Annotated in this window: 23 protein-coding genes and 1 pseudogene; 17 read left to right on the top strand and 7 right to left on the bottom strand. The window is 63.5% G+C overall.

Annotation, left to right across the window (positions count from 1 at the left end; translation table 11 throughout):
* Positions 1–2 precede the first annotated feature (2 nt).
* Together AC0L3P_RS34860 and AC0L3P_RS34855 are read right to left on the bottom strand one after the other, a co-directional pair.
* Positions 3–629 (bottom strand): hypothetical protein, encoded by a 627-nt coding sequence (locus AC0L3P_RS34860; protein WP_473308748.1) that lies wholly within the window; start codon positions 627–629, stop codon positions 3–5.
* A 46-nt stretch (positions 630–675) separates the two neighbouring features.
* Entirely contained in the window at positions 676–1,200 is a 525-nt protein-coding gene (locus tag AC0L3P_RS34855) for a GcrA family cell cycle regulator (RefSeq protein ID WP_473308747.1), read from the bottom strand.
* 165 nt (positions 1,201–1,365) lie between these two features.
* Between AC0L3P_RS34855 and AC0L3P_RS34850 the strand changes: the two genes are divergently transcribed.
* Together AC0L3P_RS34850 and AC0L3P_RS34845 are read left to right on the top strand one after the other, a co-directional pair.
* Complete coding sequence (locus AC0L3P_RS34850) at positions 1,366–1,974, top strand: S24 family peptidase (RefSeq protein WP_007601486.1); 609 nt, start codon at positions 1,366–1,368, stop codon at positions 1,972–1,974.
* A 97-nt stretch (positions 1,975–2,071) separates the two neighbouring features.
* Positions 2,072–2,347: a hypothetical protein gene (locus tag AC0L3P_RS34845; protein ID WP_473308746.1), complete on the top strand. Its 276-nt coding sequence runs from the start codon at positions 2,072–2,074 to the stop codon at positions 2,345–2,347.
* A 40-nt stretch (positions 2,348–2,387) separates the two neighbouring features.
* Here the strand turns inward: AC0L3P_RS34845 and AC0L3P_RS34840 are convergent, their stop codons facing one another.
* Entirely contained in the window at positions 2,388–3,362 is a 975-nt protein-coding gene (locus AC0L3P_RS34840; RefSeq protein WP_473308745.1) for a quinone oxidoreductase family protein, read from the bottom strand.
* A gap of 224 nt (positions 3,363–3,586) precedes the next feature.
* On the opposite strand from AC0L3P_RS34840, the gene AC0L3P_RS34835 reads away from it, so the two are divergent.
* The 3 genes from AC0L3P_RS34835 to AC0L3P_RS34825 all read left to right on the top strand — a co-directional run bounded on the left by AC0L3P_RS34835 (position 3,587) and on the right by AC0L3P_RS34825 (position 6,264).
* Positions 3,587–3,823: a hypothetical protein gene (locus AC0L3P_RS34835; protein WP_473308744.1), complete on the top strand. Its 237-nt coding sequence runs from the start codon at positions 3,587–3,589 to the stop codon at positions 3,821–3,823.
* 111 nt (positions 3,824–3,934) lie between these two features.
* Positions 3,935–4,882: an AAA family ATPase gene (locus AC0L3P_RS34830; protein ID WP_007601482.1), complete on the top strand. Its 948-nt coding sequence runs from the start codon at positions 3,935–3,937 to the stop codon at positions 4,880–4,882.
* Between the two features lie 5 nt (positions 4,883–4,887).
* Entirely contained in the window at positions 4,888–6,264 is a 1,377-nt protein-coding gene (locus AC0L3P_RS34825) for a vWA domain-containing protein (RefSeq protein WP_473308743.1), read from the top strand.
* Positions 6,265–6,283: 19 nt separating this feature from the next.
* Here AC0L3P_RS34825 and AC0L3P_RS34820 read toward each other — a convergent pair whose 3' ends face one another.
* On the bottom strand, positions 6,284–6,466 hold the full coding sequence (locus AC0L3P_RS34820; RefSeq protein ID WP_354210254.1) for a hypothetical protein: 183 nt from the start codon (positions 6,464–6,466) through the stop codon (positions 6,284–6,286).
* 347 nt (positions 6,467–6,813) lie between these two features.
* On the opposite strand from AC0L3P_RS34820, the gene AC0L3P_RS34815 reads away from it, so the two are divergent.
* Both AC0L3P_RS34815 and AC0L3P_RS34810 read left to right on the top strand, forming a co-directional pair.
* Positions 6,814–7,035 (top strand): hypothetical protein, encoded by a 222-nt coding sequence (locus AC0L3P_RS34815; protein WP_473308742.1) that lies wholly within the window; start codon positions 6,814–6,816, stop codon positions 7,033–7,035.
* Positions 7,036–7,238: 203 nt separating this feature from the next.
* Positions 7,239–8,558: a dicarboxylate/amino acid:cation symporter gene (locus tag AC0L3P_RS34810; protein WP_473308741.1), complete on the top strand. Its 1,320-nt coding sequence runs from the start codon at positions 7,239–7,241 to the stop codon at positions 8,556–8,558.
* Between the two features lie 9 nt (positions 8,559–8,567).
* Here the strand turns inward: AC0L3P_RS34810 and AC0L3P_RS34805 are convergent, their stop codons facing one another.
* A complete protein-coding gene (locus tag AC0L3P_RS34805) occupies positions 8,568–9,941 on the bottom strand; it encodes a hypothetical protein (protein WP_473308740.1) in 1,374 nt (457 codons plus the stop codon).
* A gap of 96 nt (positions 9,942–10,037) precedes the next feature.
* A complete protein-coding gene (locus tag AC0L3P_RS34800; protein WP_473308739.1) occupies positions 10,038–11,297 on the bottom strand; it encodes an allantoate amidohydrolase in 1,260 nt (419 codons plus the stop codon).
* Positions 11,298–11,699: 402 nt separating this feature from the next.
* On the opposite strand from AC0L3P_RS34800, the gene AC0L3P_RS34795 reads away from it, so the two are divergent.
* From AC0L3P_RS34795 to AC0L3P_RS34770, 6 genes and pseudogenes are all read left to right on the top strand, one after another.
* Complete coding sequence (locus tag AC0L3P_RS34795) at positions 11,700–12,812, top strand: BMP family ABC transporter substrate-binding protein (protein ID WP_275169753.1); 1,113 nt, start codon at positions 11,700–11,702, stop codon at positions 12,810–12,812.
* Positions 12,809–13,921: an ABC transporter permease gene (locus AC0L3P_RS34790; protein WP_473308738.1), complete on the top strand. Its 1,113-nt coding sequence runs from the start codon at positions 12,809–12,811 to the stop codon at positions 13,919–13,921. The genes AC0L3P_RS34795 and AC0L3P_RS34790 overlap by 4 nt, the downstream gene beginning before the upstream one ends.
* A 1-nt stretch (position 13,922) precedes the next feature.
* Positions 13,923–14,848 (top strand): annotated as a pseudogene (locus AC0L3P_RS34785) (ABC transporter permease).
* Between the two features lie 10 nt (positions 14,849–14,858).
* Complete coding sequence (gene biuH, locus AC0L3P_RS34780; RefSeq protein WP_354057654.1) at positions 14,859–15,542, top strand: biuret amidohydrolase; 684 nt, start codon at positions 14,859–14,861, stop codon at positions 15,540–15,542.
* Positions 15,539–17,071 carry an ABC transporter ATP-binding protein gene (locus AC0L3P_RS34775; protein ID WP_473308737.1) on the top strand — a complete coding sequence of 511 codons (1,533 nt, stop codon included), beginning with the start codon at positions 15,539–15,541 and terminating at the stop codon, positions 17,069–17,071. Before biuH ends, AC0L3P_RS34775 begins: the two co-directional genes overlap by 4 nt.
* Before the next feature lie 13 nt (positions 17,072–17,084).
* Entirely contained in the window at positions 17,085–17,570 is a 486-nt protein-coding gene (locus AC0L3P_RS34770) for a nucleoside deaminase (protein ID WP_354057650.1), read from the top strand.
* A 133-nt stretch (positions 17,571–17,703) separates the two neighbouring features.
* Here the strand turns inward: AC0L3P_RS34770 and AC0L3P_RS34765 are convergent, their stop codons facing one another.
* Positions 17,704–18,813, bottom strand: a complete 1,110-nt coding sequence (locus tag AC0L3P_RS34765) for a hypothetical protein (RefSeq protein WP_275169747.1) — start codon at positions 18,811–18,813, stop codon at positions 17,704–17,706.
* Between the two features lie 571 nt (positions 18,814–19,384).
* Here AC0L3P_RS34765 and AC0L3P_RS34760 point away from each other — a divergent pair.
* The 4 genes from AC0L3P_RS34760 (at position 19,385) to AC0L3P_RS34745 (ending at position 24,090) form a co-directional block, all read left to right on the top strand.
* Positions 19,385–20,956 (top strand): ABC transporter ATP-binding protein, encoded by a 1,572-nt coding sequence (locus tag AC0L3P_RS34760; RefSeq protein WP_473308736.1) that lies wholly within the window; start codon positions 19,385–19,387, stop codon positions 20,954–20,956.
* Positions 20,940–22,031: an ABC transporter permease gene (locus AC0L3P_RS34755; RefSeq protein ID WP_354057646.1), complete on the top strand. Its 1,092-nt coding sequence runs from the start codon at positions 20,940–20,942 to the stop codon at positions 22,029–22,031. The genes AC0L3P_RS34760 and AC0L3P_RS34755 overlap by 17 nt, the downstream gene beginning before the upstream one ends.
* Complete coding sequence (locus AC0L3P_RS34750; protein ID WP_275169741.1) at positions 22,018–22,935, top strand: ABC transporter permease; 918 nt, start codon at positions 22,018–22,020, stop codon at positions 22,933–22,935. Before AC0L3P_RS34755 ends, AC0L3P_RS34750 begins: the two co-directional genes overlap by 14 nt.
* A 78-nt stretch (positions 22,936–23,013) precedes the next feature.
* A complete protein-coding gene (locus tag AC0L3P_RS34745; protein WP_473308735.1) occupies positions 23,014–24,090 on the top strand; it encodes a BMP family ABC transporter substrate-binding protein in 1,077 nt (358 codons plus the stop codon).
* Positions 24,091–24,180 lie beyond the last annotated feature (90 nt).

Raw genomic sequence — 24,180 nt, 5'->3', positions numbered from 1 at the left:
CATCAAGCTCGTCGAAGACCTAGCCACCGAAGAAACCCTTCCCGAACACCCCCTGTCCTGAGCCGGCCTGCGCGCCGTGTCCCCGTTTCCGTCGCAAAGCCATAGATCAGCGCCAGCCGATCCAGGCATTCACGAAAACGTCGGGCAAAATAGTCGGTCCAGCGCTGCGTACGGACGGCGCGACGCTGGCCGATCTCGTCCATGGTCAGGCCCAGCACCAACACGTCGTGCACTAGCGCGGCGCCGTCGGTGCCGAGTTCGCGCTCGACCCGGTTCAGCCGCAGCACCGCCTGGCGCTGGCTCTCGGTGACCGGCTCGCGCGTGCGCGCGCCATCAACATATTCGCGGGTTGCGTCGATTGCCTGAAGGCCTCGCTCGGCCCTCTCCCAATCGTTCTGGAAGGCGCGCCCGCCGCGATATTGCGCCTCGTCGATCTGACGGTGCGCGTGCAGCCGGCCGAGCGGATCGCTGCGGATCGACCGCACGGCCATGATCTTTTCGCCGGGGTCGAGCGCCAGCGGATTGTCCACCTCGACTTCCGCCACCTCGGCATTGAACGGTATCTCGCGTGAGCGTCGGTCGTAGACACTCGCCAATTTGTAGGATCTGTTGCGTCGGACACGTGCCACTCGGATACTCCTTGCGAAATTGACGATTGAACGGGCGGTCGTGGGATCAGGCGGCGGAGACCAGCCTCAGCACGACGGGGCCGGCGACGCGCGCGGAGCCAGCTCCGGCGCGACGCGTCAGGCGCGCATGCGGCGTGCAATAGCTCGAGCCCGGCTCACGCGGATGGCCGCAGAAGGTAATCTCCTCCCCGTCCTTGTCGCCGCCATAGGGATAGCGACAGTCCTCGCTGGCGAGTTCGACCAACGGGACCAGGCGCGGCTGGACGCCGACGCAGCGCAATTTGACCGGCGCGGCAGGCTTCATCGCGGATTTCGGCGGCAGATTCAGTAACGCGGGACGGTGCGGGAGGAAACAGGCTCCAGACGGTAGCACCGGCACGATCGACGGGCTCGTCGTCCGCACCGGCGCGATCAGCCCGAGCCGCTTGGCGCGACCGACCACCGCGTTGCGCGTGTAAGCCGTTCCAAACCTTGCGTTAATCTGTCTTCCGATCTCCGCATAAGACATTCCCTTGAGAAAATAGTCGCGAAGCGCGTCGGAGTGCTCCGACGGCCAATGGCCCGGTTCCATGCTGCTGTCCTGTGATGCGCCTCCTCCGATCGCACGATCGCGAGGCGGAGCTAACATTCCGGTATTCCGAAGCCCAAGTCAAGCGATAATTCTGATATTCATAATTGCATCAATTCCGAATTTCGGATTACAAGAGGCGGAGCGACGGACAATCGAGGGAATCACATGTTGGACGCGGCAATGATCGAACGGGGCTTGGAAAAGACGGGCAAGAGCAAGGGCGGTCTGGCGGCTGCCATGGGCGTTCGCCCCGGCGCTGTCTCGGAGATCCTGGGCGGCGAACGCCTGGTGAAGGCTTCAGAAATCATTCCGATCATGGAATATCTCGAGCTCAATCTCGCGCCGATCATGGGCCGCGTCGGGGCCGGTGCCGTGATCGAGCCGGATTATGAGCAGGTTCCCCCCGAAGGCCTTGGCGACATCGCGTTGCCCTTTCCGATCATGGAGGAGACCATCGCATTCGAGATCGTGGGCGATTCGATGCTGCCCAAATACGAGAGCGGCGACGTAATCGTGGTCTACAAGGACCAGCGCCATCCGCTGTCGAGCTTCTACGGCGAGGAGGCCGTGGTCCGGCTCAAGACCGGCGAGCGCTATCTGAAGACCATCGAGCGGGGCAAATCCCCCTCCGTCGTCAATCTCACCAGCTTCAATGCCAAGCAGATCGTCGGCGTGAAACTGGAGTGGGTCGGCGAGATCTGCCTGTCCATGCCCAAGGGCCAGCTGGAGCGGCTGCGCGCCAAGTCGGCGCGCCCTCGCAAGAGGAGCAAGTAGGCAGCAATTTCCGTTTTTTCGAAATTGACCTTGACTTGATTCCGTTTTTCGGAAATACTCCGCCGTGCCCGACCATGGGGCACGGCAGGATTCTTTCATGCAGTATTTCGTCGTGATGATCGACTATGGGCGCCGCGGCCGCGAGGCGGTCGTCGACCCTGAAATCACCAGGCGCGAGGTCATTTCCCGCGTCGCCTCAGGTGAATATCGGAACATCTCGTTCATCCAGGAGATCGTGGAGAACTCGGTCGAAGACGTGACCGAGACGATCCTCGCTGAGGCTGCCCTGCCCCGGATCCCGCCCGAAGAAGTCGACGTCCAGGCCCTGCGCCTCGATCACGCCCGCGATCTGCGCAAGCACGAGCGGACGTGACGCAGGCCCAAGCGACCCGCACCACGCCCCCGTCCGGAGTTCACACCGTGAGAACGGTCGATCCCGTGGTCTTGCGCCCAGCGAGATCGGCATGCGCCTTGGCCGCGTCCTTCAGCGGATAGGTCTGGTGCACCTCGATCTTGACCGCGCCGGACTTGACGACGTCGAACAGCTCGCCTGCCATCGCGACCAGGCTCTCACGCTTCGCGGCGTAGGTGAACAGCGTCGGCCGGGTGACGTAAAGCGAGCCCTTCTGCGCGAGCAAACCGAGATTGAGCGGCTCGACGGCGCCGGAGGACGCACCGAACAGCGCGGCGACGCCGAGCGGCGCGAGACAGTCGAGCGACTTCAGAAACGTGTCCTTGCCGACGGAGTCATAAACCACCGGCACCTTCTTGCCGCCAGTGATCTCGTCCACCCGCTTCACGAAATCCTCGCGGCTGTAGATGATGACATGGTCGCAGCCGTGCGCCTTGGCGAGCTTGGCCTTCTCGTCGTTGCTGACGGTGCCGATCACGGTCGCGCCGAGATGCTTGGCCCACTGGGAGAGAATCAGGCCGACGCCACCGGCGGCCGCATGGAGCAGGATGGTGTCGCCGGCCTTCACGCGATAGGTCTGCCGGATCAGATATTGCGTGGTGAGCCCCTTCAGCATCATCGCCGCCGCGGTCTTGTCGTCAACACCATCCGGCAGCTTCAGCAGTCGGTCGGCCGGGATCAGCCGCGCCTCGGAATAGGCGCCGAGCGGCGAGGCGCCGTAGGCGACGCGATCGCCTGGCTTCAGATCGGTGACACCGGGCCCGACCTCCTCGACGACACCAGCAGCCTCGCTACCGAGCCCGCTCGGCAGTTGTGCCGGGTAAAGGCCCGAACGGTTGTAGATGTCGACGAAGTTGAGACCGACGGCGGTATGGCGGATTCGTGCCTCGCCCGGTCCGGGCTTGCCGACACTGACCTCCTCCCAGACCAGCACTTCCGGACCACCAGTCTTGTGAAAGCGAATGGCATGCGTCATGGGCGTTGCTCCCTTATCGTTGAGGTCAAAATCCGAATACCGGATCGGGCTTTCCAGATAGGTATTTGGTCCGCCCGTCACAGTACAGAGACGTAACAAGAATGTCACAGCGAACGACAAACCTCAGCCGTTCCGCCTCTGTTCGAAAGAGTTGATGTCGGCCTTGCGCCTGCCGGCAGTAGCCTTGGCGCGGGTTTGGAAGTCGTCTGCGAAGGAGAGCCGAGATGCCAGCTTATGTACAGCATCATCAGGATATCGAAATCGCGCCTGTGATTTGCCCTGCATGCATGGGGTTCCTTCCAATGTATGTGCGCGAGGTCGAACCGCATTGGAGTCTTGCCAAGATCGACTTCGTCTATGAATGCGCCGATTGCGGCGCCGAGGTCAGACAGACGATCCGCAAGCCGGAGTTGCTGCGGCACTGGTCGCGCGGCCGGTGGCCACCCGACTATTTGCGCTGAGCGGAAAAACCGCCCACTCGCGCGGGTCTGGCCTCTCCCAAACGAGGCTTGTTCTTTGCCGTGAACGCAGGCAGAACAAGCCTCAAACAAGACCTTTGGGAGCGCCTTTTCGTGGCTGAACAGAAGCCTTCGACAGCGATCGAGGCAGTGGAGAGCGGCCTCGCCGCGCAAGGCTACATCGCGAGCCGGCAGATCGCGACCGCCGTCTATTTGTCGCAGCAGATCGAGAAGCCGATCCTGGTCGAAGGCCCCGCGGGCGTCGGCAAGACCGAGCTTGCCAAGGCGATCGCGGCCTGGCGTGGCCTGAAGATGATCCGCCTGCAGTGCTACGAAGGCCTCGACGAGGCCAAGGCGCTCTATGAATGGAAATACGCCAAGCAGCTTCTCTACACGCAGATCCTCAAGGACAAACTCGGCGAAGTCCTTGGCGGCGCGCAGACCTTGCACGCTGCACTTAATCAACTCCACGATTTCGGTGACGTGTTCTTCTCCAAGGAGTTCGTCGAGCCGCGGCCGCTGCTGCAAGCGCTGGAGCAGCCGGGCGGCTGCGTGCTCCTGATCGACGAGATCGACAAGTCGGACGCGGAATTCGAATCGCTGCTGCTGGAGATTCTCTCCGACTTCCAAGTCACGATCCCAGAACTCGGCACCGTCTCCGCGATCACGCCGCCAACGGTGATCCTCACCTCCAACAGCGAGCGCGATCTCGGCGACGCCCTGAAGCGGCGCTGCCTGCATCTGCACATCGGCTTCCCCGAGCAGCGGCTCGAGGAGCGCATCGTCGAGAGCCGCGTCCCCAACATTTCGCAGACGCTGCGGCGGCAGATGGTCGGCTTCATCCACGAAATCCGCTCGCTCGACCTGAAGAAGCTGCCTTCGGTCAGTGAGACCATCGACTGGGCGCGCGTGCTGGTGCTCTTGCAGGCCTCGGAGCTCGACACCGAGATCGTCAAGGACACGCTCAACGTGCTCCTGAAATACGAGGCCGACATCGAGGCGGCTCAGCCTCAGATCACGACCTTCATTGCCAAGGCAGCACGATCCAACGTCTTCGGTTGACGCCGATGCGCGAAAATATTCATCGTTTCTTCCGTGCGGCACGGGGCGCCGGCGTCCATGTCTCGCCTGCCGAAAGCATCGACGCGATGCGCGCGGTCGCGCAGGTCGGCGTTTCCGACCGAACCATCCTGCGCGATGCGCTCCTTCTGACGCTCGCCAAGTCGCAGGACGAAAAGCTCGCGCTCGGTGACTGTTTCGATCTGTTCTTCAGTCAGCCGGAGCCGCGGCAGGAACAATCTGGAGCCAACAGCAACGATGTTTCGGAGGACGCGGATCAATCTCCGTCGTCCGCCGAGGCCAGCGATGCGAGCGGCGGTTCGCTTCCCGCAGAATTGGGGCCCCTCGCGCAAATGCTGCTGTCGCAGGATCGCAACGCGATCAGCGCCGCGATCGCCAGCGCCTCAGGTGCGGCCTCCCTGTCCGACATCCGCTACTCCACCCAGCGCGGCATATTCTCCAGCCGCATCCTCGACGCCATGGGGCTCCAGCGGCTACGCGACGATCTCGACGAGCTGACCGCGACCAATCCGGCACTGGCCGAGCGGCTTCGCGCCGCGCTCGATGCCTTGCGCGAAGCCGTTCGCGACACCGTCGCGCAGGGGCTTGCGCTCTATGCCCGCGAGGAGGCCGAAAACCTCCGCAATGAGATTCTGCGCAACGCGCCGCTTGCCCGCATCGAGCGGCGCCATGTCGCGGAAATGCGCGCCCTCATCCGCCAGATCGCGCAACGCCTGCGCGAGCGCTATTCGAAACCACGCAAGCGCCAACGCCGCGGTCATCTCGACGTCCGCCGCACGCTGCGCCGCAACGCGGCTTGGGGCGGCATCCCCTTTCTCACGGCGTGGAAGCGCAAGCATCGCGACCGGCCGAAGATCGTGGCGCTCTGCGACGTCTCCGGCTCGGTCGCGCAGGTCTCGGATTTCTTCCTGCTCCTGATCCACTCGCTGCACGAGGTGGTCGACGACGTCCATTCCTTCGCCTTCTCCTCGCATCTGATCGAAGTCAGCGACATCCTCGAAACGAAATCGCCAGAAGAGGCGATGGCCGAGATCATGTCCAAGGTCGGCTTCGGCTCCTCCGACTACGGCTCGTCGCTGGCCGATTTCGAGAAGGAGTACATGAGCGCGCTGACGCCGCAGACCACGGTGATCGTGCTGGGCGATGCCCGCAGCAACAATCTCGATCCGCGCGCCGACATCCTGCGCCGCATCTCCGAGCGTTCGAAGCGGCTGGTCTGGCTCAATCCCGAAGGACGTCTCGCCTGGGGTTTTGGCGATTCCGAGATGCCGCGCTATGCGACCTTCTGCAGCGTGGTGCGTCAGTGCGCCACCGCGCAGCAGCTTGAGCGCGCGGTGTCCGATATCGTGGCGACTTATCAGTAGGCCCTACCCACAGCCGGCGTCAGTTTCGCGCCAGCTCCGTGTGAGCCACATTGCACTCCCGGAAATGATAGGCGATCTCGTCAAGCGCGCGCTGCTCCCATTCTTGAGCTTGCGCAAGCCAGAAAACCCGGCGCTGGAAATCAAGCGCGGCGCGCTCCCGGCACAGGGATTCTTGACTGCGAATTTCGACCAGCCTGTTCATGCACTCCACTCCTGGCGTGTGAAGCCATTCCGCGCGATCAGCGTAACAGAATCTCGAACCCTTCGTCCCATGATTTCTGTGCATATTGCGACGCGGAATGAGACAGCAGCGCTGCCCGTGCAGCGCGGTAGTTCGCGGACCAGCATCAAACTCACATCATCAATACGTGATTGAGGCCCTGGACGATCATGATCGGGCGATCTTAACTCTTGTGGCGCAATGGCGTGCAGCAATTTGTGAAGAGAAGTTCTAAACGCCTCACCGAATTCCCGACTCATTGTCGTCGCACGGTCTTCATGCAGCGCCTCTAATAGAGGCGCACGAATGGCATCACGGCTTGAGGCAACATGAGCAACGACATCGACTTCGATCTTACGCCGGACCAATGGGAGGTTCTGAAGGCGCTTCGCAACCCGGTGTCGAACGGTCGTGTTACGAAGGCCTATCTCATCGAGAGCCTCGTCAAGCTTGGTCTTGTCGTCGTCAGCGACGGCGTGCCGGTCATGACGCCGAATGGACGCAAGGTGCTGGTACGCGGATCGTGTCGGCTGCTGGATCTCGCGGCGTGACGCGCCACCCGCGTGCGGAACGACCGCAAAATCGCCCGTCCACGTGACCGACGGCACCTCGAACGGCCCCAGGGGCCGGTGCGGGTGTCCGGTCGCACCGCAAAAGCGACCAAATAGACCTCCGCCTCAGCGAAACCGCGACAATCTGGCACGCTAGTTGCTCCTTTCGACGATCGAGACGTCGTCAAAACGGGGGAGTCACCATGTCGACCATTGCCGCGGCCCCGGCCGCCGAGCGAAAACCGCTCTACACATCGCTGTTCGTCCAGGTCCTCGCCGCGTTGATCCTCGGCATCATCCTCGGCGTGGCCGTCCCAGATTTTGCCATTTCCCTCAAGATTCTCAGCGACGCCTTCCTGAAGCTGATTTCGATGATCGTGGCGCCGATCGTGTTCTGCGTCGTAGTGCACGGCATTGCCGGCGCGGGCGACCTCAAGAAGGTCGGACGGGTCGGTGTCAAAGCGTTGATTTATTTCGAGGTGATGACCACAGTCGCGCTCGTGGTAGGTCTCGTCCTGGCCTACACTTTCGGCCCCGGCCACGGCATGAACATCGACCCCTCGACGCTGGACGCCAAGGCGCTCAACACCTATGCCGACAACGCCCACAAGCTTCAGGGCGGCGGCATCGGCTCCTTCCTCCTCAACGTGATCCCGAGCACCTCGTTCGACGCCTTGTCGCGCAACGACGTGCTCCAGGTGCTGTTTTTCGCTGTGCTGTTCGGCGTGGGTCTCGCGCTGGTCGGCGGCGAGAAAGGCAAGCTCGTGACGTCGATGATCGATGCCGCCTCGACCGTGCTTTTCCGCGTCATGGGGCTTATCGTCCGCGTTGCTCCACTTGGCGTGCTCGGCGCAGTTGCCTACACCGTCGGCAAATACGGCGTCGGCTCGCTCAAGCAGCTGGTCTCACTGGTGGCGCTGTTCTACGTCTCGGTCGGCATCTTCGTGCTGGGCGTGCTCGGCGGCGTCATGGCGCTCGCCGGCATCAACATCCTCAAATTCCTCGCCTACCTCCGCGAGGAGTTGACCATCGTGCTCGCGACCGCCTCGTCCGACGCCGTGCTGCCGCAGATCATGAAGAAGCTCGAGCGGATGGGCGTGAAGGATTCCGTGGTCGGCCTCGTGATCCCGACCGGGTATTCCTTCAACCTCGACGCCTTCTCGATCTACCTCACGCTCGCAGTCGTCTTCATCGCGCAGGCGACCAACACGCCGCTGTCCTTCGGCGACCTCCTGCTGGTGCTCGGCGTCTCCCTGATCACCTCGAAGGGCGCGCATGGCGTGCCGGGCTCTGCGATCGTGATTCTGGCGGCGACGCTGAACGCGGTGCCGAGCATCCCGGCGATCGGCCTCGTGCTGGTTTTGTCGGTCGACTGGTTCATCGGCATGGCTCGTGCGGTCGGCAACCTCACCGGCAATTGCGTTGCGACCGTGGTGGTCGCCGCCTGGGAAGGCGACCTCGACCGCGCCAAGGCGGCCAAGGTCCTCGACGGCGGCGAGCTTGTGGACGTGACGGCGGGATAACCCCTCCGCTCAGTCATTCCACTGGAGGAGCGGCGTTCCGTGCGACCTCCTCCAGACGGAGAGGAAACGCGGAAACCAGGAGTGGGCCACGGCGCCCTTGTAGGCCCAGGTGCGATATTTCAGGCCCTGTTCCGAGATCAGTTCCTGATAGCCGCCGTGGACTTCGGTCGCGGTGCGAATGTCCTTCAATATTCCTTGCGCGCAGGCGCGGTAGGTATCGCTCCCCGAGAATTCGTCATAGTCCAGCATGCGATCCGCGAACTCGACGTTGAACGTCGGCCAGGAAGAACGCCCCTGGTAGGCGGGAGCCGCGATCTTGTGGATCATCTTGTTCCGCGGATTATCCGCGGACACCAGGAAGTGGAATGTGCCGGGGATGCGAAAGCGTGGCTCCCCAATGATCAGATCCGCCGTGGCCGCGAACAGCGCGCGCTCGGCCGGCTCGCTCATATCCCAGAAGCCCAGATGCACGCTGACGAAATCCAGCGCGACCGAGAACACCGGCGAGCCCGTGGGGCCGTCCAGGGAATGCCTGATATAGCCACCCTTGCCGAACAGGCCGAGCAGGTCCCTCTTGTACTGCGCCAGGTCGCGTCCGAGCAGCCGCTTCAGCTCGTTCTCGTCGACGATTCCGAGCTGCACGCCCCACACGAACGTCGTGTAGACGCAGGCATTGGTGACGAAACGCCTGCGCTCGGCGCGCGTGTCGGTTGCCGCGGAGCGCGGAGCACTGGCATCGCACAGCAAACACCTCGTGTCGCCCTCATTGAACGGCTCTAGCTCGCTTGCGAGCTGGAGGAGCGCGCGCTTCAGATCACCGCCATATTCGGCCAGCAGCAGGCGACCGGCATGCGCGCATTGCGACATCGCCAGGAAGGATGACGCTCTCTCCTCGGCAGAGATCATCTGCTGCAGGCCGGCCAGAATGCCGAGCAGCGTATCCGAGGGGCGCGAGAAATAGTTCACGCCGAGATACCGAAAGCGCCCCGCCGGGACGATGGTCGTCGTGACGACATTGGCGCGAACCGCTTCCAGCAGCAGGCGGACGCTCTTTTCGAGCAGACGAGCCCGCCGCACCGCATCCTGCGAATCCATGATGGTGTCGGGGTCGAGGACGTCGGGATAGAACCAGGCGAAGTCGCGCGGATAGTACGCAGAGGCGTGCGGCGCGCCGGTGACGAGGAAGGACTCGGTTACCGAAAAGGCGCTGTCCATCGAGTGCCGGTAGAGGTCCTCCATGGCCGTGAGCGGATGATGTGACTGCCTCATGAGTCGATCACCGAGAAAATTCACAGCCTGAATCGCGTTGGCGACGAAGGTCGCCGCCACACCCTGGTAAAACCGGTTTTCGCGATGGGATGGAAAAGAGATGCCGCTGTTCATAGGCGCCGTCGAATGGTGTCTCGTGGTTCGGCGGGAGGCCGTCGCGGCTCTAGACCTGTCTGATTCGTGTCTCTATCCCGTGACTTGCGGGTCAGTTTAGCCTTCCTGCGGCCGAAAATTCTCGATCAGCCGCAGCAACACCCGCGCGCCGGCGTCGGCATCGGCGAGTTCGACATGCTCGTCCGGATGATGGCTGATGCCGCCGCGGCAGCGGACGAAGATCATGCCAACATCGGCAATGTCGATCATGGCCATGCCGTCATGCCCGGCCCCGCTCGGCAGCTCGAACACGGGGAAATCTTCCGCTTGAATTGCCTGCGCGATCTGGTCCTTCAGCCAGGGCGCGCAAGGCGCGGTGCGGTTCTCGTGGGTGACGTCGAGCTGGAGCGTCAATTGACGACGCTTTGCGATGGCTTCGATCTGCCTGACGACATCGGCAACCGCGCGCTTGCGGTGCATGTCCGTCGGTGCCCGCATATCGATGGTGAACGACACCTCGCCCGGGATGACATTGGTCGCGCCGGGCCTCGCCTGGATGTAGCCGACGGTGCCGACCAGCCCATCCTCGTCGGTGCGGCAAAACTGCTCGATCGCGCCGATGCATTCGGCCGCGCCCGCCAACGCATCGCGCCGGAGCGCCATCGGCACCGTGCCCGCGTGCCCCGCCATGCCGGTCAGCCGCGCGGCAAGCCGTGTCGCGCCCGCGATCGCGGTGACCACGCCGACGGGCAGGTTTTGCGCTTCCAGCACAGGACCTTGCTCGATGTGCAGCTCGAGATAGGCAAGCAGCTCGCGCCGGGCTCGCGCGGCCGCGCCGATATGATGGGGGTCGAGCCCGAACTGCACCAGCGCATCGCGCATGGACACGCCATCGCGGTCGCGTGTGTTGAGGACGCTTTCGTCAAAGGTTCCGGCCACCGCGCGGCTTCCGAGCAGAGTCGAGGCAAAGCGCACCCCTTCCTCATCGGCAAAACCGACGATTTCGATCGCGAACGGCAGGCGCTTGCCGCGGCGGTTGAGATCGGCGACGCAAGCGATCGCCGTGATCACACCCAACGGCCCGTCCCATTTGCCCGCATCGCGGACGGTGTCGTAGTGCGAGCCAAGCATCAGGCAAGGCGCGCCCGGCCGCTCGCCTTCGTAACGCCCGCAGACATTGCCGATCGCGTCGAGACGCGCACTCATGCCGGCGCCGCGCATCCAGCTCAGGATGAGGTCCGCAGCCTTGCGCAGCTCGCGGGTCAGAAAGATGCGGGTGAGCTTGTCGCCTTCTTCCGAGATCGCCGCGAGCTCATTGATCCCTCGCACGATCTCTTCGCCGAGCGGTCCATTCTGAACGGCGTTACCAGCAGCCATCTCGGCGAGCTTTCCATCTCTTGGGACCGCAGGGACGGCAATCCGGGCGATAATCGATTCAAGTTCGGTGCCAGCGAAACACGCTGAAGACATCGTTCCAATCAGCGCGTGGTTAGCATGAATGCGGGTCGCCGGCAGACCACCCGCTCTCGTCATGCACACGTCCGCGCTGGTTAAGACTGCTTAACTCCATTGCATACAATTACAAAATACTGCCTACAATTTAATCTGCTGATTTCCTGGTCAGGATCAGAATCTACAAAATATATTATTATTTTCAATGTGTTAACTTGGAGCTCTCCCGCCGCAACCTCTGGCACGAAGCTTGCGACAATCCATCCCGGGCTCCGCCAGACCGGCGCAGCGCGAGATGAGGCGGTCATCCGCCAAGGGGAGCAAGCAATGGAATTTGGCAGGATCTCACGACGTCATTTGTTGCAGGGTGGTGCGGCCCTCACCCTCGGCGCGGCGACCGGCGCCCGCCCGTCCTTCGCGGCCGAGACGACCATTGGCTTCATCTATGTCGGCTCGCGCGACGACTATGGCTACAACCAGGCGCATGCGCAGGGCGCCGCGGCGCTGAAGAAGATTCCCGGCCTCAAGGTCGTGGAAGAAGAGAAGGTGCCGGAGACCGACGCGGTCGAGAAGACGATCGAGTCCATGATCAATCTCGACGGCGCCACCCTGCTCTTCCCGACCTCGTTCGGTTACTACAATCCGCACATGGTCAAGATGGCCAAGAAATTCCCGAAGCTGCACTTCGAGCACTGCGGCGGCCTGTGGAGCGACAAGGACCCGAAGAACGCCGGCAGCTATTTCGGCTATATCGATGAAGCCCAGTACATCTCGGGCATCGTCGCCGGCTATAGCTCCAAGAGCGGCAAACTCGGCTTCGTCGCCGCAAAACCCATCCCGCAGGTGCTGCGCAACATCAACGCATTCGCGCTCGGTGCGAGGCTTGCCAATCCCAAGGCCACCACGCAGGTCATCTTCACCGGCGACTGGTCGATGCCGGTCAAGGAAGCCGAGGCCACCAACAGCCTGATCGACCAGGGCGTCGACGTCCTCACCTGTCACGTCGACGGCCCGAAGACCATGGTCGAGAACGCCGCGCGTCGGGGCGCCATGGTGTGCGGCTATCACGTCAACCAGTCGCCGCTCGCGCCGAAGGCGTATCTCACGGGAGCCGAGTGGAACTGGGAAGCGCTGTACCCCAAGTTCGTCAAGATGATCGCCGCCGGCGAGAGCATTCCGAACTTCTATCGCGGCGGCCTCAAGGAAGAGATCGTCAAGACCTCGCCCTATGGCGAAGCAGTCTCCGCCGAGGCGCGCAAGCACGCCGACGACGTCAAAGCCAAGTTCTTGTCCGGTGACGGCTACGCCATCTTCAAGGGAGGGCTGGTCGACAACAAGGGCAAGACGGTGATCGCGGCCGGCACCGATCGCGGCCAGAAGGATCCCGAGCTCGAGAAGATGGACTATCTTGTGGAGGGCGTGGTCGGGGCGACTTCGTGACGACGGAAGCTGCGGATCCCGTTGAAGCGGTCGGGACGGTTGCCCCGGCCGCCGACGCGGGATTCCTGCAACGTCACGGCGGAGCGATCGAATATGTCCTGATCCCGGGCGCAGCGCTGGTCGGCGCGCTCGGGATTTTCGGCATCTTCGTCGCAATGTTCGGCAAGAGCCCGCTCGACCTTTATTTCTACATGTACTACGGCGCGTTCGGCACCTGGTTCTCGTGGCAGAACACGCTGACGCGCGCGGCGCCGCTGATCCTCACCGCACTCTGCACGGCGCTGCCCGCGCAGCTCGGCATGGTCATCATCGGCGGCGAAGGCGCTCTCCTGATCGGCGCGCTGTCGGCAACCAGCGCGGCACTGGTGCTTCAGGGCATGCCGCCGCTCATCGTGCAGATCGCCATGATCATCGCCGGCGTGATCGGCGGCGGCCTGTGGGTCATGCTTTCGGGCGCGCTGCGGCAATATCGCGGCGTCAACGAGACGATCTCGAGCCTGCTGCTCGTCTACATCGCGCTCGCGGTCCTCAACCATCTCGTCGAAGGCGTAATGCGCGACCCCGCCAGCCTCAACAAGCCGTCGACCCGCGAGATCGGCGCCGCCAACATGATCGGATCGATTCCCGGCACCGACGTGCACTGGGGTCTGGTGTTCGGCCTGATCGCCGCGATCGCCGCCTATATCCTGATCTATCATACCGTGTTTGGCTTCGCCGCGCGCGTTGCGGGCGGCAACATCCGCGCTGCGAAGATCGTCGGCCTCAATGTCAGCAAGCTGATCCTGACCGTCTGCTTCCTCGCAGGCGGCGCCGCGGGCCTTGCCGGCATGGTCGAGGTCGCCGCCGTGCAGGGGCGCACCAACGCCAACCTCGCCGCAGGCTACGGCTTCACAGGGATTCTTGTCGCCTTCCTGGCGCGGCACAATCCGCTCGCCATTATCCCCGTCGCGATCCTGCTCGGTGGCATCAGCGCCAGCGGCGGGCTGTTGCAGCGCCGCCTCGGATTGCCGGATGCATCCGTGCTGGTACTGCAAGGCATCATCTTCGTCTTCGTGCTGGCCAGCGATGCGCTCTACGGCCGCATCGGGTTTCTGAAGGGAAAGTCCTGAAATGGCAGACGGCTCGATCGGACTCTGGACCGTCCCGCTCGCCGTGCTCGGCGGCGCCATTCGCGTCTCGACGCCGTTCCTGTTCGTGAGCCTGGGGGAATGCATCACCGAGCGCTCCGGCCGCATCAATCTCGGCCTCGAAGGCACGCTGGTGATGGGCGCGATGAGCGCCTACGGCATTTCCTACCTCACGGGATCGCCGTGGCTGGGCGTGCTCGCCGCTGGCATCACCGGCGCGCTTCTGGGCGCGCTGCATGCCGGCATCTGCTCATTGCCGCGCGTCAACGACATTGCGGTCGGCATCGCCTTGATGCTGTTCGGCACCGGGCTTGCGTTCTATCTCGGCAAGCCGCTGATCGAGCCGACAGCACCGCGGCTGCCCGCGATCGATTTCGGCTGGTGGAGCGACATTCCGCAGGTGCGCGCGGCACTACGGGTCAACGTGCTCTTCCTGATCGGCGTCGCACTCGCGCCAATTCTCTACTGGGCCTTCCGGACCACGCGCTGGGGCCTCTGATCCGCACCGCCGGCGAGAGTTCGGACTCCGCGCGTGCGATGGGCCACTCGGTGCTGCTGATCCGCCTGCGCGCGACCATGGTGGGCGGCTTCCTCGCCGGCATCGGCGGTTCGTTCCTGTCGCTGTTCTATCCCGGAAGCTGGAACGAGGGCCTGTCCTCGGGCCAGGGCATCACGGCCGTGGCGCTCGTGATCTTCGCGCGCTGGGACCCCTTGCTGTGTCTGTGGGCCTCGCTCGCCTTCGGCGGCGCCGCGGCGCTGGGCCCGGCGCTGCAATCGGTCGGCGTCACCTCCGGCTACCACCTCTTCAACGCCGCACCCTACATCCTGACCCTGGCGATCATGATCATCACCTGCTCGCCGAAGCGCACGCTGACCGGAGCCCCGGCCGAATTGTCGATCACCCGCTAGGAAGCGAATCATGCCCGAGCGCACCATCAAGTCCGAGCCCTATGCCTGGCCCTACAACGGCGATCTCCGTCCCGAGAATACCGCGCTCATCATCATCGACATGCAGACCGATTTCTGCGGCGTCGGAGGCTATGTCGACAAGATGGGCTATGACCTGTCCCTAACGCGGGCGCCGATCGAGCCGATCAAGAAACTGCTGACGGCGATGCGGAGCCAAGGCTTTCACATCATCCACACCCGCGAGGGCCACCGTCCCGATCTCTCGGATTTGCCCGCCAACAAGCGCTGGCGTTCGCGGCAGATCGGCGCCGGCATCGGCGATCCCGGCCCGTGCGGCCGCATCCTGGTGCGCGGCGAGCCCGGGTGGGACATCATTCCGGAACTGGCGCCGCTGCCCGGCGAACCCATCATCGACAAGCCCGGCAAGGGCTCGTTCTGCGCCACCGATCTAGAGCTGATCCTGCGCGTCCGCGGCATCGAGAACATCGTGCTCACGGGGATCACCACCGACGTCTGCGTTCACACCACCATGCGGGAGGCCAACGACCGCGGCTTCGAATGCGTACTGCTGCACGATTGCTGCGGTGCGACCGACAAGAGCAACCACGAGCACGCGCTGAAGATGATCAAGATGCAGGGCGGCGTGTTCGGCGCGGTCTCGACGTCCGACGCTTTCATCGGAGCGATTTCGTGATTGTCGGCGAAACGCCGCCGCCATCGGGCGCCTTCGGCGTCGATGCCATTGCCATGACCATGCGCTTCGGTGATTTCCTGGCGCTGGACAATGTCGCGCTGAAAGTGCGGCCGGGTTCGTTCCATGCGCTGCTGGGCGAGAACGGCGCCGGCAAGTCGACCCTCGTCAAATGCATCATGGGCTACTATCACGCCACCGAAGGCGACATTCTGGTCGGCGGGCGCGAGCAGGCGATCGGCAATCCGAAGGACGCCCACGCGCTCGGCCTCGGCATGGTCTACCAGCACTTTACGCTAGTGCCGGCGATGACAGTCGCCGAGAATCTGGTGCTGGCCCGCGATGACGTGCCGGCCGTGGTGAATTGGTCCCGCGAGCTGAAGGACCTCGAGGCCTTTCTCGCGCGGATGCCATTCAAGGTGCCGCTCAGCGCAAAGGTCTCCGACATCTCCGCAGGCGAGCGCCAGAAGTGCGAAATCCTCAAGCAACTCTACCTGAAGCGCCGCTTCCTGATCCTGGACGAACCGACATCAGTGCTGACGCCGGCGGAAGCCGACGAGGTGCTCGGCATGCTCCGTGACATGGTCGTCAAGGGCGAGCTGACCATCCTGATGATCACGCACAAGTTCCGTGAGGTCATGGCCTTCGCCGACGACGTCACGATCCTGCGCCGCGGCAAGCTCGCCGGCGCCGGCAAGGTTTCCGAACTGACGCCGGACGCGATGGCGCGCACCATGATCGGCGCGGAGGAGCTGACGGTACAGCCGCCGCGCACCGGTGAAGCCGGCAAGGCGAGGCTGGAGCTGGCGAAGATGCGCGCGCTCGACGACGCCGGCGCCATCGCCGTGCACGACGTCTCCCTCAGGGTCCGTGCCGGCGAGATCGTCGGTATCGCCGGCGTTTCCGGCAACGGCCAGCGCCAGCTCGTCGAGGTGCTGGCCGGGCAGCGCGCAGCCGAGAGTGGCGAGATCCGCGTCGCCGGCGATCCCTATCACGCCAGCCGCGAGGAGATGCGGCGGCACAATATGTCACTCCTGCCCGAGGAGCCGCTGAAGAACGCTTGTGTCGGCGGCATGAGCGTCGCCGACAACATCGCCTTCCGCGAGTTCGACCGCGCGCCCTTTGCAAGCCTCGGCTGGTGGCTCAACCGCGGCGCCTTCCGCGTCGACGCCAGGAAGAAGATCGCCCAGTACAAGATCAAGACCCGCACGCCCGACACGCCGATCTCGGCGTTGTCGGGCGGCAACGTGCAGCGCGCCGTGCTGGCCCGCGAGCTCGGCGGCGACGTCGAGGTGCTAATCGCGGCCAATCCCTGTTTCGGGCTCGATTTCGCAGCGGTGGCGCAAATCCATGCCGAGATCATGGCCGCACGCAACCGCGGCGCCGCGGTGCTGCTGGTCAGCGAGGACCTCGACGAACTCCTTGAACTCTCCGATCGGCTGGTGGTGATGTTCCACGGCGAATTCGTGTATGAAGCACGGACCAGCGAAGCCGATCTCACCGTGGTCGGCCGGCATATGGCGGGGTATTGACCAGGGAAGATCGATGAGCGGCGGGTCCGAGCGGGACGAGCACTTCCTCCGCCTTTCCTTTGCGGTCGCCCGCCGTTCCCTCACCCACGGCAACCATCCCTTCGGTTGCATCGTCGTCGATGCCGAAGGCAAGGTCCTGATCGAAGCCGAGAACGGCTACATGCCGGATCACGACGGCACCGCGCATGCGGAGCGCCTCGCCGCCACGCAGGCCTGCCGCACGCTCGGCGGCGAGGTGCTGGCGAAGGCCACGCTCTATTCCTCCGCCGAGCCCTGTGCGATGTGCGCGGGCGCGATCTACTGGGCCGGCATCGGCCGTGTCGTCTATGGCCTCAGCGAGCACCGCCTGCGCGGCATCACCGGCGATCATCCGGAGAACCCGACGCTCGACCTGCCCTGTCGCGAGGTCTTTATCAGTGGCCAGAGGCCGACAGATGTTACGGGGCCGCTGCTCGAAGACGAGGCCGAAGCGCTGCACGACGGCGTGTGGACGAAGTAGGCGGCCGCCGAGCGGGCCTTGCGCCGCTCACCGAAGGGCCGCCTGAAGGTACCCAGCCCATCCCACAAACGAAGATAACGCCGCGGAGGTTTAACGCGGCGTCATCGTCATTCACCTGAAGAATGTCAGGTGGTTAGAACTTCACAGTGATACCCGAGTAGAGCGAGGATTCGGTGCAGGATCCGGTGCTCACCTTCGTACCACCGACGAAAGTGGTGCACGCAAAGGCATTGTTGTGATCGAGGCCGAACTTGTTCTGCCAGTAGCGATAGGCGACCCAGACGTCGACGAAGTGCGAGTACTTTTCACCCCAAATCGCCTTCGAGGCATCGAGGGTCAGGCGGATCGGCTCGGAATTGAACTCGACCTTGGTCGGATAGACGTTGTTGGCAACGCTGGCGGGAAGCGGCTCGGTGTCGGTGCCCTTCTTGCCGTACCACGCCGCGCGGCCGCTGATCGAGAAATACTGCATGTTCTGCGGCAGGAAGCCGAGGTCCATATAGTAGTTGGTTTCGATAGCCCAGGTCGGCTTGAACGACGTGTTGCCGTCGGCAATACACGGAGCGGACCAACCGGCGCCGCACTGCGAGAAGGAGTTGTGGTTGGCGAACTCCCAGTACACCAGCGGCGCTACGTTGAAGTAGCCCTTGTAGGGAAGGTCGAAGGCGAACTGCAGACCGGCGACAACGTCGCGCTTGGCGGCGCCGAAATACCGGTTCTCAGTGTTGGCATCCATGCCAACCTCGAACGAGATGTTATGCAGCGGGCCCTGGGTGAAGGCCTTGGTGTTGAAGATCTCGTTCCAGCCGAAGGTCGAGCGGAACAGGCCATAAATTTCTGTGGCGCCGGCACAGCTCGTGGGCGTCGCTGCGAAGCCTGCAGCCGGCGACACGACCACGCCTGTGGCAGTACACGGGCCTGCCGGATCGTTGTGGTCCGACTTGAACATCGAAATGGTGAAGAAGTTGGTGCCGTAAGTCCAGGCATCGAAGTGGGTGAAGGAGTAGACCTGCTTCGTCGTCTTGGCGTTGATCACGCCGTTGGTGTTGGTGAACGCACCGGGCTGCGACGCATTGAAGATATAGGAGAAGGTGACGCGGTCGTCGATCACCAGGAAGAACGGAAGATCCGCCGCCTTCTTGGCAGCCTTGACCGGCAAGTCGGCTGCCTGAGCCAGGCCACCGGTAGCGAGCGTAGCAAGTGACAGCGCCGCCGCCGCAATTGCCTTCATACGAAACGACATCCGAATACCCCCAAGTTTGGACACGTAAAAATGAACGTCCCTTGGGTGCGACACTTGCGCCGATCTCCAGGAGTGAGAAGCCTCAACTTGTTTCAAGGCATGCCGCTTGTTTGCACAGAGCACTGCGCTTCACCGGCGGATTTGGAAGGCCAACCTCACCGCCACGCGGTCAGGCGAGAGCGGCCATTGCCGGATAATCCCATTTGATTTCGCTCGGCTTTTCATGTCGATCGGGCAAGGCAGACAGAATGGGCGGAAGCGACTGTCGCGGTGTTCGCAAATGCATACGCGTGATGGCGCGTCTCTGCTCAACTTCACATCAAGCCTGCATAGCGGGTTCCGATTTGGTTTGATCCGTCACAAATTTGCAACAGGCGTCACGCGCAAGCCGGCACTGCAAAGGCTGTTCGGGGGGCCTTTGAGGACGATCGCCGCCTGGGAGAGCCGCGACTCGCCGACACCACCTGGCTGCCGAAGCGTTGAGCAAGGGATGACGCTTTTTCACACCTTACGCGACGGTTCAAACTAGCTCAGTATTGAGGCACTTCATCCCATGCAAGCGCATAAGCGAATGTTGGATCCCACGGCTAACAGCCTGCATTCCGGCGAGTCCCCGCTCCTCAGGACGATCGGGCTCACCAAGCGCTATGGCGATTTCCTCGCCAACGATTCCATCGACATCGACATCTGGCCAACGGAAATCCACGCGCTGCTCGGCGAGAACGGTGCCGGCAAGTCGACGCTGGTCAAGGCGATCTACGGGTTGATCCAGCCCAGCGCCGGCCAGATTTGCTGGCAGGGCCAGCCGATCGTGCAGTCCGGTCCCTCGGAAGCGCGCAGCCGCGGCATCGGCATGGTGTTCCAGCATTTCTCCCTGTTCGACAATCTCACCGTCGCCGAGAACGTCGCACTCGGCCTCGACGGGAAAGAATCCTTCAAGGACATGTCGGCGCGGCTTGAGCAGGTGTCGAAGACTTATGGATTGCCGCTCGATCCCAAACGCGAGGTCTGGCAATTGTCGGTCGGCGAGCGCCAGCGCATCGAAATCGTTCGCGCGCTGATGCAGGATCCGCAATTCCTGATCCTTGACGAGCCCACCGCAGTGCTGACGCCACAGGAAGCCGACCAGCTCTTCGTCGTGCTGGAGCGGCTCAAGGTCGAAGGTCGCGCCATCCTCTACATCAGCCACAAGCTCGAAGAGGTGAAGCGCCTGTGCGACACGGCAACGATCCTGCGCGGCGGCAAGAAGGTGGAGACCTGCAATCCCAGGCTTGAGACCGCCGCTTCGCTCGCGCGCATGATGGTCGGCGGCGAGATCAAGGAGGTGAAGGCGGCCGCCGGCCGGCAGACCACCGTGCCGCGCCTCGTCGTCAACGACCTCTCGCTCGCCCCCGGCGAGGCGCATGGCGTGCGGCTCGAGCACATCTCGTTCGAGCTGAAAGGCGGCGAGATCCTCGGCATCGCCGGGGTCGCCGGCAACGGCCAGGACGAACTGTTCGCCGCGCTGTCCGGCGAACGCCTCTCGAAGGATCCCGGCACGATCGTGATCGAAGGCCTTGCTGCCGGCCATCTCTCGATCACGCAGCGCCGCAAACTCGGCGCGGCCTTCGTTCCGGAGGAGCGGCTCGGCCACGGCACGGCGCCGCGCATGAAGCTTTCGGAGAACGCGCTGCTCACCGGCCACGCCGCCAGCGGCATGGTTCATCACGGCTTCATCGATACTGCGGCCACTCTGAAGACTGTCGACCGCGCAACCAAGACGTTCGACGTCCGCAAGGCCAAGCGCGATCCGGAAGCAGCATCCCTCTCCGGCGGCAATTTGCAAAAATTCATCGTGGGACGCGAGATCCTGCGCAATCCCGCAGTGCTGGTGGTGAGCCAGCCGACTTGGGGCGTCGACGCCGGCGCGGCCGCCGTCATCCGCCAGGCGCTGCTTGATCTCGCGACCGCAGGCGCCGCCGTGCTCGTGACCAGCCAGGACCTCGACGAGCTCGCGGAAATCGCCGACCGTATCGCCGTGATGTTCCATGGCCATCTATCTGCGCCGCTCGCCACCAGCGAGGCGACGCGCGAAAGACTCGGCTTGTTGATGGGCGGCAGCACGCTGGAACCGAAGGAGGCCGCGCATGCAGTTGGTGCTTGAGAAGCGCGCCGAGCGCTCCAACACGATCGCACTGATCTCTCCGCTGATCGCGATCGGCCTCACGATCGTGACCATGGTCATCCTGTTCGCGATCCTCGGCAAGAATCCGCTGCTCGCCCTGCACGCGTATTTCATCGCGCCTTTGACCGACAGCTATTCGCTCCAGGAAATCGCGGTGAAGGCGACACCGCTGGTGATGATCGCGATCGGGCTGTCGCTCTGCTATCTCGCCAATGCCTGGAACATCGGCGCCGAAGGGCAGTTCCTGATCGGTGCAGTCGCCGGAAGCTGGATTGCGGTGAAGACGCAGGGCACCGACGCCGGCGCATGGGTGCTGCCGGTCATGCTGGTGCTCGCCGCCGCCGCAGGCGCGCTCTACGCGCTGATCCCGGCAATCTGCAAGGTGAAGTTCGGCGCCAGCGAGATCCTGACCAGCCTGATGCTGGTCTATGTCGCCGATCTCTTCCTCGACTATCTCGTGCGCGGCCCCTGGCGCGATCCGCACGGCTTCAACTTCCCGACCACGGCCGAGTTCGATCCGGTGGCAACGGTGCCGCTGCTGATCGAAGGCGGCCGGCTGCATCTCGGCTCCATCATCGCCCTTCTCGTCGTCGCCGCGGTGGCGATCCTGCTCGGGCGCACCATCAAGGGATTCGAGATTCGCGTGGTCGGTGCGGCGCCCCGCGCCGCGCGGTTCGGCGGCTTCAATTCCAACCAGTTGATCATCCTGACCTTCGCCGTCTCGGGCGCGCTGGCGGGCCTCGCCGGCATCATCGAGGTTGCGGGTCCGGTCGGGCATCTCCAGCCCGGCATCTCGCCGGGTTACGGTTTTACGGCGATCATCGTCGCCTTTCTCGGCCGGTTGAACCCCCTTGGGATATTAATTGCAGGCCTTTTTCTCGCGTTGACCTTTATCGGCGGCGAGCAGGCGCAGATCGCGATGAAGATTCCGTTGGACGTCACCAAGGTATTTCAAGGCATCCTGCTGTTCTACGTGCTCGCCTGCGATTCCCTCATTCTCTATCGCTTCAAGCTGGTCTTCCCGAACCGACAGGTGGCTCGTGGAACTCATTGAAGCGATCATTCTCGCAGTGCTCGCCGCCTCGACGCCGCTCCTGATTGCGGCGACCGGCGAGCTCGTAACCGAGCGCTCCGGCGTGCTCAATCTCGGCGTCGAGGGCATGATGATCATCGGCGCCGCGTCTGGCTTTGCAGGTGCGTGGCTGACCGGCTCGATCTTCATCGGCGCACTGTTCGGCATCGTCGCCGGCACGTTGATGTCTTTGGTCTTCGCGTTGATGGCGCTCGGGCTTGCGGTCAACCAGGTTGCGACAGGGCTGGCGCTGACCATCCTGGGCGTCGGACTCTCGGGCCTGATCGGCGCCGGTTTCGTCGGCGAGCGCATCACGCCGGCGATGCATCTCAACATTCCCGGTCTCACGGATATTCCGCTTATCGGTCGCGTGCTGTTCGGCGAGGACGCCTTCGTCTATTTCTCGCTGGCGCTGGTCGTCGGCGTCTGGTGGTTCCTGTACCGCACACGGCCAGGATTGATCCTGCGCGCCTGCGGCGACAACCACGTTTCTGCGCATGCACTCGGCTACCCCGTACTGCGGATCCGAACCATCGCCGTGATGTTCGGCGGCGCCTGCGCCGGGCTTGCCGGCGCTTATCTGCCGCTCGCCTATACGCCCTTCTTCATTCCGGGCATGACCGCGGGTCGCGGCTGGATCGCACTGGCGCTGGTGGTGTTCTCGTCCTGGCGGCCAGGCCGCCTCGTGGTCGGCGCCTACCTGTTCGGCGCGGTGACGATCCTGCAGCTGCACGCGCAGGGCTGGGGCGTCGGCATTCCCTCGCAGTTGATGTCGGCGCTGCCTTACCTTGCGACCGTCATCGTTCTGGTCCTGCTCTCCCGTGCGCGCACGGGCGGATCGACCGCACCGGCTGCGCTCGGCACCGTGTTCGTGCCTGACCGCTAACGTTTCATTTCCGCGCCGTGTGCGATGGGGCGCACACGTTGCGGATCGTGGCTTTCCCCTGATGTTTGGAGATTGATGATGAGGAAATCACTTCTTGCGCTGGCTGCCGGGCTCTTGCTTGCCGGGAGCGTCAGTGCAGCCTCCGCCGCCGACAAGCTGAAAGTCGGTTTTATCTACCTCGGCCCGGTCGGCGACCTCGGCTGGACCTATCAGCATGAGCAGGCACGACAGGCCCTGGTGAAGGAACTCGGCGACAAGATCGAGACCACCTTTCTCGAAAACGTGCCTGAAGGCCCGGACGCCGAGCGCTCCATCGAGCAGCTCGTCCGCGCCGGCAACAAGCTGATCTTCACCACCTCGTTCGGATACATGGATCCGACGCTGAAGGTCGCGAAGAAATATCCGAACGTGCATTTCGAGCACGCGACCGGATACAAGCGCAACCCGAACATGTCGACCTATTCGGCCAAATGGTACCAGGGCCGCTACATCCAGGGCCTGATCGCGGCCAAGATGTCGAAGTCGGGCGTGCTCGGCTATATCGGCTCGTTCCCGATTCCCGAGGTCGTCTCCGGCATCAACGCAACGATCCTCGCCGCGCAGACCATCAACCCGAACATCAAGGTCAAGATCATCTGGGCCAACACCTGGTTCGACCCGGGCAAGGAGGCCGACGCCGCCAAGGCGCTGATCGACCAGGGTGCCGATATCATCATGCAGCACACGGATTCGCCGGCGGCAATGCAGATCGCCAGCGAACGCGGCAAGCTCGCCTTCGGCCAGGATTCCGAGATGATCAAGTTCGGGCCGAAGACCCAGCTGACCTCGATCCTCGACACCTGGGGTCCCTATTACATCGCCCGCGTCAAGGCCGAGCTCGATGGAACCTGGAAATCCGAGGACAGCTGGGGCGGCCTCGACAGCCACATGTTCGCGATGGCGCCCTACACCAACATGCCTGACGACGTGAAGAAGATCGCCGAGGATGCCCAGGCCGCGATCACCGCGGGCAAGCTGCATCCGTTCAAGTGCCCGGTCCTTGGGCAGGACGGCAAACCTGTCGAGTGCAAGGGCGGCGCCAATCTCGACGACGGCCAGATCCTCGGCATGAATTTCTATGTCAAAGGCATCGACGACAAGCTGCCGGGCAAGTAGCACGCTTCTTGCATTGCCTAGATCACCTGCTCCTCCCGGAACAGGTTCGGAGGGGGTGGCCAGAAGCACCCGGCACTTGTGGTCGCCCCC

The organism is Bradyrhizobium sp. WSM4874 (genome assembly GCF_055811835.1).
The sequence above is the reverse complement of the archived record's forward strand: the minus strand, read 5'-3'. Positions and strand labels throughout refer to the sequence as shown.